Source organism: Streptomyces sp. SID12488 (assembly GCF_010548275.1).
In the GTDB taxonomy this organism is placed as follows: Bacteria; Actinomycetota; Actinomycetes; order Streptomycetales; family Streptomycetaceae; genus Streptomyces.
In genome coordinates, this window is the sequence record NZ_JAAGLT010000030.1 from 1 (window position 1) to 12,106 (window position 12,106).

The following is a 12,106-nucleotide window of genomic DNA, read 5'->3' on the forward strand; positions in this document are numbered from 1 at the left end:
GCAGCCGGGTGCCGGCCTCGTCCAGAGCGGCCTGCCAGTTCTCCTCGGCGACCAGCGTGGGCAGGGGTACGGGGGCCAGCCGGGCGGCGAGGTCCGCGGGGACGTCGTCCAGGGCGGCGCGCAGGGCGAGCCCCGTGCCGACGACGGCCGCGGCCTGCTCGGGCGTGGGCCGCGCGGCGGCGGTTCCGGGGACGAGCGGGATCACCTCGCACGGGTGCCCGTCGTGCCAGGCGGCCGCCTCGCCCGCGGCGGTCGGCAGGGCCAGCGGCAGCGGGACGCCCCGGTCCGCGCAGCCCGCCATGACCTGGTACTTCAGCGCAGGGAACGCGGGGCCGCGCACCGCCTCCTGGGTCAGCTGGACCTTGAAGAGGCAGGGGGCGCCGCGGTGCGTGACGCGCCACAGGCCGGCGGTGTGGGAGAGCGGCGGGTCGCCGCCGGGGCCGCACAGGGGGCGCGGCGCGCCGTCGGCCCACGAGGGTCCCCAGTGCCGTGCGAGCGCCTCGCCCACCCAGCGGGCGTCGCCCGCCCGCAGGGGAGCGCGGTGGTCCTGATCGACCGACATCCTGGGTCAACCCCTTTCCGGCCTCGGGGGCCTGCCGCGGCGGCTCGGGCGCCGCGGCGGCTTCAGCACTGCGGCGTCAGAGTCGCCCGCCGCCGCCGGATGTCACATCACCCCATCGGGTAGGCCCCTCGGCGGCCGCCGGCCGGGGATGTGCCGCCTGCCCGCCCGGGTGGTGTGGGGCGCCCGCGGGCGCGTCCAGCATGAGCGGCGGGCCGGGAGGGTGCCGCGGACCGGCCGGGGCGTGAACGGGCCCCGGGCCGCGGGGCGTTGCCCTCCGCGACGACAAAGGAGCTCGATGTGCAGGTGGATCCGGATCCGCTCGGGACGCGGGAGGCATGGCCGCGGGCGGTGGTCTTCGACCACGACGGGGTGCTGGTCGACTCCATCCGCCCCGACTTCCAGGCGTGTCTGCGGGTGTTCGCCGAACACGGCGTGGAGCTGCCGGCGGAGCGCTGGGGCCGGGAGGTGTGCGGCAACACCGGTGGCTACACGGCGCTGTTCCAGCTCCTGACGGACCCGGCCGACTGCACGGGTGACGCCCGCGTCAGCGACGCCGGGGCCCTCGTTCCGTCGCGCGAAGGTGTGTCCCGGCCCACCGTCGAGGAGTTGCGTGCCCGGCTCGAGGCGTACTGGGACGAGCTGCTGGTCCCGGCGAACGTGCCGCTCATGCCCGGCGTGCGCGAGCTGCTGACCCGGCTGACCGCCCGCGGCGTCCGGCTGGCCGTGGCCTCCTCGGCCGACCGCCGCTGGGTGACGCGCATGCTGGCCCACCACGGGCTGGCCGGCTTCTTCGAGACCGTGGTCGGCGGCGACGACGTCGCCCGCGCCAAGCCCGCCCCCGACGTCTACCGGGAGGCGCTGTCCCGGCTCGGCGTGGCGCCGGAGCACGCGCTGGCCGTGGAGGACTCGCTGACCGGCGTGTCGGCGGCCCGCGCGGCCGGACTGCGGGTGGTGGCCGTGCCCACCCCGTACACGCGCTCCCTGGACTACGGCGCCGCACACGCGCGCATCACCGGTCTGCCCCTGCTCACCGACGACCTGCTGAACCGGCTCCTGGAGGAGGACGAGCATGTCCCCTACGTCCGCTGAACCCGTCTCCCTCGGCGCGCCCGACGTCCGCGCCCGACTCGTGGAGTACCTGTGCGAGGCCGCCGAGGTCGAGCACTCGCTGTGCCTGCAGTACCTGTACGCCGCGTTCTCGCTGCGGGCGAACCCGCCCGAGGACGGGCTCGACGAGGTGCAGATCGAGACGATCCGCGAGTGGAAGGGCCAGCTGCTGCGGCTCAGCCGCGAGGAGATGCTCCACCTCGGCCTGGTCCTCAACCTGCTGGCCGGGGTGGGCGGCGCCCCCTATCTCCAGCGCCCCAACTTCCCGCAGCCCGAGCGCTACTACCCGCTCGGCGTGGTCTCCTCCCTCACCCCGTTCTCCCGCGAGTGCGTCGAGCGGTTCCTCGTCTACGAGATGCCGACGGTGCTGCTCTCCCGGATCAACGCCGGGCTCGGCGCGGGCCCCGCCGCCACCGATGCCGGCGCCTCGCCGGAGACCGGTGACAAGCAGATGACGGTCGGCCTGCTCTACGAGCGCATCCGCGAACTCGTCCTGAGCGTCCCCGAGAAGGAGCTGTTCATCGGTCCGCCACACCGGCAGATCGACACCGCGGCCGTCATCGACCCCGACCATGTCTTCGAGGACGACGTGCTGGTCGGATACGGCGTGGAGCCCTTCCCGGTGAACAGCCACGCGTCGGCGATGCGCGCCATCGACCTGATCATCGAGCAGGGCGAGGGCGCCGAGGAGGACACCGAGGACTCGCACTACGGCCGGCTGCTGCGCATCCGCGAGGAGTACGACCGCGAAGAGGCCGCCGCCCGCGCGGCGGGACGCGACTTCGTGCCGGCCCGCCCGATGCTGGACAACCCCGCGGTGCGCACCGCTCCGGACGCGCACGGGGTCGGCCTGATCACCGAGCCGCTCGCCCGGGAGGCGGCCGAGTTGTTCAACGCGGGCTACGGCCTGATGGTGCTGATGCTGCTGCGCTTCTTCGGCCGGTCCGGGGAGTCGAGGGCGGAGCTGCGGACCCTGCAGTCGGTGGTGTTCTTCCCGCTGATGACCATGTTCGTACGGCCGCTGGGCGAGCTGCTGGGCGAGCTGCCCGCGGTCGCCGGCGACCCGGCCACGACCGCGGGGCCGCCGTTCGAGTTCGGGCGCGGCATCCAGCTGATCCCCGAGCGCGAGGTCGCCGAGCGGGTCTTCCTGGAGCGGCTGCGGGACCTGGCCGCCCGGGCGCACCGGGTGGCGGGCCTGGCCCGCTCCGGAGACACCTCCGGCCGGGTGGTGCGCCGCCTGGAGTTCCTGGCGGAGAACGTGCGGCGGATGGCCGACCAGTACGCGGTGGACACCGGACCGGACGCCGTCACGCCGGACACCGCGGGCCCGCACGGGTCCGGCCCGCACGCCGCCGGTCCTGCCGCGCCCCACCCCCTCGCACCCACCGTCTGAGCCGTCCGAACAGCACGAGCAGTCCGAGCAGTCCGAGCAGTCCGAGCAGTCCGAGCAGTCCGAGCAGTCCGACAAGGAGTCCCGCCATGGCACGTGAGCTGACCATCGAGTACGGCGGCTGGTTCATCGCCCGTCTCGCCACCGACCCCGACCCCACCGACGAGCCTCGCGGCGTCAGCGGCAGCACCTTCGCGCTGGCCGGCGAGCCCGACCTGGACCGGGTCATCGTCCTCAACGACCCCGACCCCGCGGTGCTGCGCAGCCACATGCCGCCCATTGGCGTGTCGGTGACGCGGGCCACCGCGGACGGCGCGCAGGTGTCCGGCCTCGCCGGGGCCAAGGTGGACCTGCTGGGGGACCCGGTCTTCGAGAACCGCAACTTCGTGCTCACCTTCGCGGGCCGTGAGCCCATCGTCCCCTTCCACCTGGAGATCACCGGGCCGGAGCTGCGGCTGGAGCGCCGGATGGTGATGTGGGACGAGCAGCCCGACGCGGCGGTGTACGAGATCCCGCGGACACAACTGGAGAAGTTCGGCGGCCGCACCTTCCGCACCGACGCCGAGCTGGTCCTGGGCGAGACCGGCATCGGTGACCCGCACACCAGCCGGATCGAGCGCCGCGACCTGCTCCGCGCCGACCTCGCGGCCGAGCCGGACCCGGTGCGCCGGGCCGGTCTGGAGAAGCGGATCCGGGAGCTGGAGATTGCCGTCGGCGACCCGGCCGACGAGCGGGTGGTCAACCTGACGGCCCTGGAGGAGTTCTGCTTCCCGCTGACCGGCAAGGTGGTGGCCGACGGCGCGGTGCTCGCCCCGCTGCCGCTGGACCAGGAGGCGCCCTGGACGGCCGAGTTCTGGATGGGCGGCTGGGACGCGGACCTGATGTGCGCCTACCTCAAGGGCACGCTGACCGTGCCGCTGCTGGACGCATGACGCCCCGCTCCCCCGCACCGTCCGCGGCCGGTGCGGTCGCCGAGGCCGCGCCCTGGTGGCGCGAGGCGGTCTGCTACCAGGTGTACCCGCGCTCCTTCGCGGACGGCGACGGCGACGGCGTCGGGGATCTGGCCGGGCTGCTCGGCCGCCTGGAGCACATCGCCGCGCTGGGCGTGGATGCCCTGTGGGTCACCCCGTTCCACCCGTCCCCGCTGGCCGACGGCGGCTACGACATCACCGACCACACGGCCGTCGCGCCGGAGCTGGGCACCCTGGCCGGCTTCGACGCGCTGACCGCCCGGGCCCACGCCCTGGGCCTGCGGGTCCTGGTCGACCTGGTGGCCAACCACACCTCCGTGGAACATCCGTGGTTTCGCGCGGCCCTGGCCGCCGGGGAGGGCCCGGACGGTGCGGCGGCCCGCGACCGCTACGTCGTCAGGACCGGCCGGGGCCCCGACGGCGAGGAGCCCCCCAACGACTGGCGGTCGGCCTTCGGCGGCCCGGCCTGGACCCGGCTGCCGCACACCGGGAGGGGACCGGCCCGCTGGTACCTGCATCTGCACACGGCCGACCAGCCGGACCTGAACTGGCGCAACCCCGAGGTGACCGCGGAGTACGACCGCGTCCTGCGGTTCTGGATGGACCACGGCGCCGACGGCTTCCGCATCGACGTGGCCCACACCCTGTTCAAGGCCGAAGGGCTGCCCGACGCGGGCCCGGGCCAGCACAGCGAGCCGTGGCGCAACCACCTGCTGCCGTACCACGACCAGCCGGAGCTGCACGAGCTGTACGCCCGGTGGCGCGAGCTGGCCGACGGGCATCCGGGCCCGGACGGCACACCGCCCGCGGGCGGGCGCCTGCTGGTCGGCGAGGCGATCCTCTTCGACCACGCGCGGCTGGCCCGGTACGTACGCCCCGGCGGCCTCGGCCACGTCTTCGACTTCGCCTGGACCGACGCCCCCTGGGAGGGCCGGGCGCTGCGCGGGGTGATCGAGGGGTCGAGTGCCGCCGTGGCCGCGGTGGGCGCCCCTGCGACCTGGACCCTGGCCAGCCATGACGCGGTCCGTACGGTCACCCGGTTCGGCGGCGGTCGGGCCGGGCTGCGCCGGGCGCGGGCCGCGGCCCTGGTGACCCTTGCGCTGCCCGGCGCCGCCTACGTCTACCAGGGCGAGGAACTGGGTCTGCCGCAGGCACCCGTGGCCGAGGAGCGGCGGCGCGACCCGGTATGGACGCTGTCCGGCGGCACCGACGAGGGCCGGGACGGCTGCCGGGTCCCGCTGCCCTGGAGCGGCCCCGTCGCCCCCTACGGGTTCAGTACGGCGGACCCCGGGCACTGCTGGTTCCCGCAGCCCGCCGACTGGCCGCCGCTGACGGTGGCCGCCCAGGAGGGCGACCCGGCCTCGACGCTCTCCCTGTACCGGGCGGCGCTGCGGCTCAGGCGCGCCCACCCCGCGCCCGCCTCCGCTCCCGTGCGGGTGACGGGCCCGGAGAGCGGGGCATGGTTCTCCTTCGACCGGGGACCCGGACTTCGCTGCCTGGTCAACTTCGGTCCGGCGCCGCTGGACCTGGACCCGGCTGACACGGTGCTGCTGTCGAGCGCCCCACTGGCCGGCCCGACCCTCCTGCAGGACACCGCGGTCTGGCTGCGACCCGCGGAAGGTGCCCGTTTTCCTCTCACATGACACCGTCTGCTCTATTTCGCCCCCCGCTCTCTTTAGTGCTGAACAACTTGGTGAACAGGCTCAGCGGTGGCTTCGGGGGGACGGCGGCGATCATCCTGGAACGGCGGAGGGGAAAGGAAGTGAACCACCGGCTCCTTCCCCTCCAGGGACCACGATCGGTTTACCTTCCAGGAGAAGTCATGAAGATTGCCCGGATCCTCGGTGTCGCCTTCCTCGGCATGTCGGCGCTCGTCGGTTTCGCTACCGAAGGAATCTCCGCGCAGTCCGGCGGCGACCGCGTCAGTGTCGCCTCGCCCACCGCGGACACCGTGGTCTCCTCCCGTGCCATCACTGAGGGCGACAGCGGTTGGGGCCGCCGGAGCGGAGGCTGAGAAACAAGGTGTCACGCAGGTGCCGGGCCGCGTCGCGGGGGAAGCCGCCCACTCCATGCACCGGTGCGGAGAACGACGAAGGGAAAGGGACGCGACTCCGTGAGCGATGAATTCCAGCAGGTCGTCAGCAGACTCAGCGACCGGGAAAAAGAAGTGCTCGGGCACCTCGTACACGGGGACACTTACGCGGCGATCGCCCACCGTATGAACGTAAGTCCGCACACCGTGGACACCTATCTGCGCAGAATCCGCGCGAAGACCGGGGCACGCAGTCGTATGCATCTGCTGCTGCTCGCGCTGTCCACGGGGAACGCCCGGGCCGGCGCCGCCGGCGGTGCCCCCTTCGACGAGGCTCCGCACCTGCCCGCCCGCCCCGGCTGGGCCGACGGACACCCCGTCTGAGCCCCGGCACCCGCACGAGCGGCACCAGCCGGACCTGGGCCGAGGGGGCCGACCGCACCGGTCGGCCCCCTCCCCGTGCGCCCGTACCCGCCGTCCCCCTCCCGGCGCGGAGAGGGGGACGGCGGTGCCGCGTCGCGCTCAGCCCACCGAAGCGGCCGGGGCAGGAGCGGGGGCCGGGGCAGGAGCGGGGTCGGGAGTACGGCCGGGCAGCACGGTGCGGTTGCGGGGACCGGGCGCGAGGCGGGCGCCCTCCAGCCGGACGCGGCCGGTCCGCCCGCGCTGCAGCACATCGGCGAGCTGCCGGCCGCCCAGCGCCGTACCGGCGCCGGCCAGGGCGCGTAACGCGGCGACGGCCTGGCCCAGGTCCTCGGCCAAGCCGTCGAGCACGTCGGCGACCGCCTCGGCGTTGGCGGCGAGGATGTCCGTCCACAGGACGGGATCGCCCGCCGCGATCCGGGTCATGTCGCCCACGCCGCGCCCCGACAGGCGCAGCGCGCCCGGCGGTGCCTGCACGAGCCGGGCCGCCATGAGCGACGACACCAGGTGGGGCGCGTGGGAAACCAGGGCCACCGCCCGGTCGTGGTCCCCCGCATCCATCACCACGGGCGTCGCGCCGCACGCGGTCACCACGTCGAGGGCTGCGTTCAGCGTGTCGGTACGGGTCCGCGGCAGCGGGGTCAGCGCCCACGGGCGGTCGCGAAACAGGTCCGCGCGGGCCGCCGCGGGCCCGGAGACCTCCCGGCCTGCCATGGGGTGCCCGCCGATGTAGTGCGTGGTGTCGCAGCCCAGGGCGGCGACATCGGCGAGGGGCGCGGACTTGACGCTGGCCACGTCCAGTACGTGGGTGGCGAGGCGGCGGCGCTGGCAGTCGCGGACGACCGTGCCGACGGCGGCGGGCGGCACGGCGACGACGGCGATGTCCACCGGCGCGCCGGGCGGGTCGAGCGTGCCCGCGCCGAGCGAGGCGGCCACGGCGGCGGCCTCGGGGTCGGCGTCCTCCAGGTGGACCCGCACACCGCCCGCGGTGAGCGCCAGCGCGACGGAGGTGCCGATCAGACCGGTCCCGACGACCACGGCGGTGCGCAGCGACAGCTGCGGCCGCACGGGCGGCGGGCCGCCGAGGTCGACGGACCGGGGGAAGGGCGGTACGGCGGCGGCACGGACCGGTGCCCCGGACACGGTGACAGCGTCGCCCGGCGGGGCCGGTCCGGACGGCGGCGGTACGGCCGGCACGGGGGACGGTATGGCCGACACGGATGGCTCCTCGCTCTGAACGGCCGACACGGGCGGCTCCTGGGTCGTCGGACGGAAGGCGGGCCTCACGCGGTCAGGAGCCCGTAGGTGACGCCGTAGACCGACCAGGTGTGCCGGGCGTCGGCGGTGACCTGCTCCGTGGAGCCGCCGACGAAGGTGAACCGGCCCGCCGCCCGGTACAGTTCGCCGACGCCGGTGAAGGTGTCGCCCATCCGGGCGAGGCTGCTGCGGACCACGGACCCCGGCAGCCGGTCGGCACCGTCGACCCGAACCACCCGCTGGTCGCCGCCGGTCGGCGAGAGCACGTGCAGCCAGCCGGAGGCGGCGACACCGGTCTCGAGGATGGTGCGCGGGCCGTCGTGGCGGGGCGGCTCGCCCAGGCAGACGCGCAGCGCCTCCTCGGCCAGGTCGACCCCGTACGCGTAGTGGATGTGGTCCGCTATGCCGCCGCCACCGGGCCGCCCGGCGACCTCCAGGAAGGTCAGCCGGCCGTCGGGGCGGACGAAGAGCTCCAGGTGGAAGACGCCGTCCGCCAAGCCGACCGCGTCCAGCACCCGCGTGGTCAGCTCCTCCATGGCGGCCAGCAGGGCGGGGTCGTCGACGCTGACCGAGCCGAGCGGGAGCCCGCCCTCGGTGACCACGTCGTAGGGGGGTGCCAGGTACGTGGCGGCGCCGATGAACAGGACGCGGCCGCCGCGGACCAGGCCGTCGACGTGGCACAGGTCGCCGGAGACGAACTCCTCGACCTGGTGGCCGGCCGCCAGGCCGCCGTCGCGCACCCGGTCGACGAAGCGGGCGGGGTCGGTGAAGACCTCGACGCCCATCGCGGCCGCCTGCGAGCGGGGCTTGAGGACCACGCCGCCGGGCATCAGCGCCGCGATCCGGGCCGCCTCACCGGCCGTGGTGTCCGGGCCGACGGGCAGGAAGTGCGGGGTGTCCACGCCTGCGGCGCGCACCGCCTCCTTCATCCCCACCTTGTCGCGCAGCAGCCGGGCCGTGTCCGGGCGCATCCCGGCCAGTCCGAGGTGTTCGCGCAGTCGGGCGGCGGGCAGTACGGACTCCTCCGTCAGGCCGACCACGGCGGCGGGCGCCCCGAACTCGGCCGCGAACTTGTCGGCGTGGGCGGCAATCTGGTCGAAGGCGGAGTCGTAGTTGCCGAGGTCCGCCTCGGCCGGCACCTCCAGCTCCCCGACCGCGGCGAAGCGGTCGCGGAGCCCGGCCGGCAGGGCCCCGGCCGACGCCTCGTCGAGCAGCAGGGTCGAGCGGTGCTCGGGGCGGAACAGCCTCTCGTGCTTCCGGTCGAATCCGATGTGGACGACGTGGGAAGGCTGTCGGTTCATGGGTACTCCGATGAGACATGCAGGCCGTCGAGGATCGGGCCTGCGGGCATGTCCCCAAAAGCGTGCCGCTGCCCCGGCGGCCCCACATCACCCATGCGGGCAGGTGCCCTCGCGACCGGTGGAGTGCGGGGCCGCGGGCACGCCGTGCGGCGGCCCGGCACCCCCGGACACGCCGGTTCGGCCCGGCACCAGCCCGAGGCTGAACTCCCTGCGGGCGGCGGGGCTGACGAAGCCGCTGGCGAAACCGGTCAGCAGCCGCACCGCCATGAAGACGCCCGCGGCACCGGGGCTGCCCGTCACCTGGTACACGAAGACGTTCAGAGCCACCATGTTGAGGTAACTGCCGTACGCCGATATCCCGTTGCCGAGCACGAGCAGCCGGAAGTGCTTCACCCGCACGACCTCCCGAGCGACGGTCGGCAGGCCCGAGCGGTACGGCAGCAGGAGCGGGGCGGCCTCTCGCGCCTCCCGTTCGGGTCCGGTGCGCACGACGCGGCGGGGCTGGTCGGTCCATGGGTACTCCGGTGAGGGACGTGCGGGCCCGTCGGGGAAAGGCCCGCGGGCACATTCCCCGAAGCGTGCTCCTGTCACGGCGGCTCCACACCCCCCACGGGGGCAGGTGCCCTCACGGTCCTCGGCGCCCTCCCGGGAGCGGCCCGCGCACCCGGCCCACGTGGCCGCCGCGGCCGGAAGCCGTGCCCCGTGAACGCGTGACTACGCACAGCGCCCCCGGCGCGGCACAATACTGCCGATACGACCGTCAAGCAGACGCGGTACGTCCCGCAGCTCCGGGCCGAGGGCACGAAAGCATCCGAACCCGGCGGCCTCCCTCACCTCCCCGCGGCCGCGCGCCGTGGGAGATCGGAGAACAGTGCCCGGCCACAACCGGCTCCCCCGGCCGCTCCAGTCCTTCGTCGAGGAACTGGCGCTGTGCGTGGCGACCAACGGCGACAAGGGACCCGCGCTGCTGTGGCCCGAGGACGCGGAGTCGCTGCCCGCGCTGCTCCGGCTGTGGCCGCCGGCCGAACTCGGCGACGGCGGCACGGCCTCGCCGGACGGGCCGGTACGCACCTCGGCCGGGCCCGCGGCCGACCGGCTGACGGCCGCGCTCGGCACCCTGCTGGGGCTGCACGTGGTGGCGTACCGCCATTTCCTGACGGCTCGTCAGTCCAGCCCACCGCACGCGTCCGGGCCCGCCGAGCGCACCCTCACCGTCCTGGAGAGCGCCTGCCGCTGCGGGCTCTCCAGGACGACCGGGGGCCCGCGCCGGGCCGCCGCCCCGGACGGCACGGACGGCGTCGACGGCCCGGTTGCGGCACTGGGGGGCGACACCCTCGAAGCGGTGGCGCAGGAGGACGGCGCCCTCGAAGAGGTGCTATCCCTGCGGCTGCGGGCGGGCGACACACTCTTCGTCCCCAGGGGCTACACCTACCGCCTGTCGGACGTGCACACCCCCACCGTGCTGCTGGAGCTCGTCCTGGGCGATCCGGTCTGACCCGCGCGCCCGGTCAGGATACGGCTGGTGCGCCGACGCCGTCCCCGGCGCCCGTGGGGTTCCCGGGGTTCCCGGACGGTTCCTCGTCGCAGGCGAGCAGACCGCGCGTGGCCACGGCCACGCCCGCCTGGAAACGGCTCTCCGCGCCCAGGGTCTGCATGATGTCGGCGATGTGTTTGCGTGTCGTCCGGAGCGACATCCCGAGCCTCCGGGCGATCGTCTCGTCCTTCAGGCCGGTCGCGAGCAGGCGCAGGATCGTGCGGTCCAGGTCCTTGGCGACCGCCTCGAGACCGTCGGCCGCGGCGTCGGAGAACGGCTGGGCCTGCGACCACGTCTGCTCGAACAGCTCGCACAGGAAGTGCACGATCGACGGTTCGCGGATGACGACCGCGCCCCAGTTGCCGTGCCGGTCGGGCAAGAAGGCCAGTTCCCGGTCGAAGACGATGAGCCGGCCGAACAGCTGGTGGGCGGTGCGGTACTGGGCGCCGAGGGCACTGGCCGTGGCCACGTACGCCTGGCTGGGGCCGTTGAACCGCGCGGTGTGGTGGTAGAGGGTGCGGATGCTCACCCCGCGGGCGAGGAGTTCGCTGTCCCGGGCCAGCGCGTCCTTGAGGACCTCCGGCGCCCGGGTGCCCCCCGGCTGGACGGTGATCATTTCCTCGCGGCACCGCTCCGCGGCCCGGTTCAGGGCCGCCCGCACCTCGGTCAGACCCGGGATGGTCTGGAGTTCGGCGGGCGCACCCCGCAGCCCCTCCTCGTAGTGCTCGGCCAGTTGGGCGAACTGGTCACGGAAGGCCCGTAGCCGGGTCTGCTGTTGACGGATCGTTTCCTCCAGAGGGCCGGTGACCACGGCGGCCACCAGGTGCGGGTCGACCGCCCACACCCGGCCGCCGTCGCCTTCACCAGGGTCCTCGGACTGCACCAGGCCCAGCCCCACCCCGCCCTGGTGGGGCTGCACCAGGCCCAGCCCCATCAGGGCGTCCACGGCCTCCTGGGCCTGCTCCCGGTCGAGGCCGAGATCCTGGGCCATCCGGGCGAGGCTGAGCCGGCCGTGTAACGCGAGCCACCGGTAGACCTCCACCTCCGCGGCGCTGAGCTGGTTCCCCGCAGTGAACAGGTCGTCACTCGCCTGCTGACCCACATCTACCCCCGCCTGTGCTGCCTCGTGCCGCGGCTGCGCGCCACGTTCTGGTCCCCCGGTTTCACTCTGACCGTCTCCGCTGCCGGATTCCGCCGCCTTCCGCCCGTCACCCGCCCGGTGCCGAGTTCTCCTCGTACGACTCTTCTCGTACGACGGGACACGTCGAAAGCAGTGGATCGCGGTGACCTGCGGTGCAAGGCAATCCTAAGGCGGCGGGCACGGCCGGCGGTGGCGTGGCTCTCTTCACACCCGTTCCGACGCCCCTCGCCCCGGACGTCCTACGAACTCCCCATGTTTTCACGCAGGTTGCGCCTACCCGGGGTCGGCGCGCCGCGGCCTGTCGATCCCACCCGATCGAACGTGGTGGCCGCCCTCCCGCACTGCCGACAGTGATCGTCAGCCCTTCGGCCCGCCCAATCGTCCCCTGTCC

10 protein-coding genes and 2 pseudogenes are annotated in these 12,106 nt (G+C 74.4%); 7 read left to right on the forward strand and 5 right to left on the reverse strand.

Annotated features, from left to right (window positions below; genetic code table 11):
• Positions 1–562, reverse strand: a pseudogene (locus G3I56_RS33575) (aminoglycoside phosphotransferase family protein); the annotation flags it as partial.
• 297 nt (positions 563–859) lie between these two features.
• Here G3I56_RS33575 and G3I56_RS33580 point away from each other — a divergent pair.
• From G3I56_RS33580 to G3I56_RS33605, 6 genes are all read left to right on the forward strand, one after another.
• Positions 860–1,651, forward strand: a complete 792-nt coding sequence (locus G3I56_RS33580) for an HAD family phosphatase (protein WP_343240126.1) — start codon at positions 860–862, stop codon at positions 1,649–1,651.
• On the forward strand, positions 1,632–3,062 hold the full coding sequence (locus G3I56_RS33585; RefSeq protein WP_164415694.1) for a ferritin-like domain-containing protein: 1,431 nt from the start codon (positions 1,632–1,634) through the stop codon (positions 3,060–3,062). The genes G3I56_RS33580 and G3I56_RS33585 overlap by 20 nt, the downstream gene beginning before the upstream one ends.
• Before the next feature lie 86 nt (positions 3,063–3,148).
• Positions 3,149–3,991, forward strand: a complete 843-nt coding sequence (locus G3I56_RS33590; protein WP_164415696.1) for a hypothetical protein — start codon at positions 3,149–3,151, stop codon at positions 3,989–3,991.
• The gene (locus G3I56_RS33595) at positions 3,988–5,673 is read left to right on the forward strand and encodes an alpha-amylase family glycosyl hydrolase (protein WP_164415698.1); all 1,686 of its coding nucleotides are present in this window, start codon (positions 3,988–3,990) and stop codon (positions 5,671–5,673) included. The genes G3I56_RS33590 and G3I56_RS33595 overlap by 4 nt, the downstream gene beginning before the upstream one ends.
• Positions 5,674–5,852: 179 nt before the next feature.
• A complete protein-coding gene (locus G3I56_RS33600; protein ID WP_164415700.1) occupies positions 5,853–6,044 on the forward strand; it encodes a hypothetical protein in 192 nt (63 codons plus the stop codon).
• A 99-nt stretch (positions 6,045–6,143) separates the two neighbouring features.
• Positions 6,144–6,446: a helix-turn-helix transcriptional regulator gene (locus G3I56_RS33605; RefSeq protein ID WP_164415702.1), complete on the forward strand. Its 303-nt coding sequence runs from the start codon at positions 6,144–6,146 to the stop codon at positions 6,444–6,446.
• A 138-nt stretch (positions 6,447–6,584) separates the two neighbouring features.
• Here G3I56_RS33605 and G3I56_RS33610 read toward each other — a convergent pair whose 3' ends face one another.
• The 3 genes and pseudogenes from G3I56_RS33610 to G3I56_RS33620 all read right to left on the reverse strand — a co-directional run.
• Complete coding sequence (locus G3I56_RS33610; protein ID WP_343240128.1) at positions 6,585–7,700, reverse strand: prephenate dehydrogenase; 1,116 nt, start codon at positions 7,698–7,700, stop codon at positions 6,585–6,587.
• Between the two features lie 65 nt (positions 7,701–7,765).
• Positions 7,766–9,040 carry a hypothetical protein gene (locus G3I56_RS33615; RefSeq protein ID WP_164415704.1) on the reverse strand — a complete coding sequence of 425 codons (1,275 nt, stop codon included), beginning with the start codon at positions 9,038–9,040 and terminating at the stop codon, positions 7,766–7,768.
• Between the two features lie 222 nt (positions 9,041–9,262).
• A pseudogene (locus tag G3I56_RS33620) lies at positions 9,263–9,433 on the reverse strand (MFS transporter); the annotation flags it as partial.
• Between the two features lie 478 nt (positions 9,434–9,911).
• Here G3I56_RS33620 and G3I56_RS33625 point away from each other — a divergent pair.
• Positions 9,912–10,535 carry a hypothetical protein gene (locus G3I56_RS33625; RefSeq protein WP_164415706.1) on the forward strand — a complete coding sequence of 208 codons (624 nt, stop codon included), beginning with the start codon at positions 9,912–9,914 and terminating at the stop codon, positions 10,533–10,535.
• 13 nt (positions 10,536–10,548) lie between these two features.
• On the opposite strand, the gene G3I56_RS33630 is transcribed toward G3I56_RS33625, so the two are convergent.
• Positions 10,549–11,676 carry a helix-turn-helix transcriptional regulator gene (locus G3I56_RS33630; protein ID WP_343240129.1) on the reverse strand — a complete coding sequence of 376 codons (1,128 nt, stop codon included), beginning with the start codon at positions 11,674–11,676 and terminating at the stop codon, positions 10,549–10,551.
• Positions 11,677–12,106 lie beyond the last annotated feature (430 nt).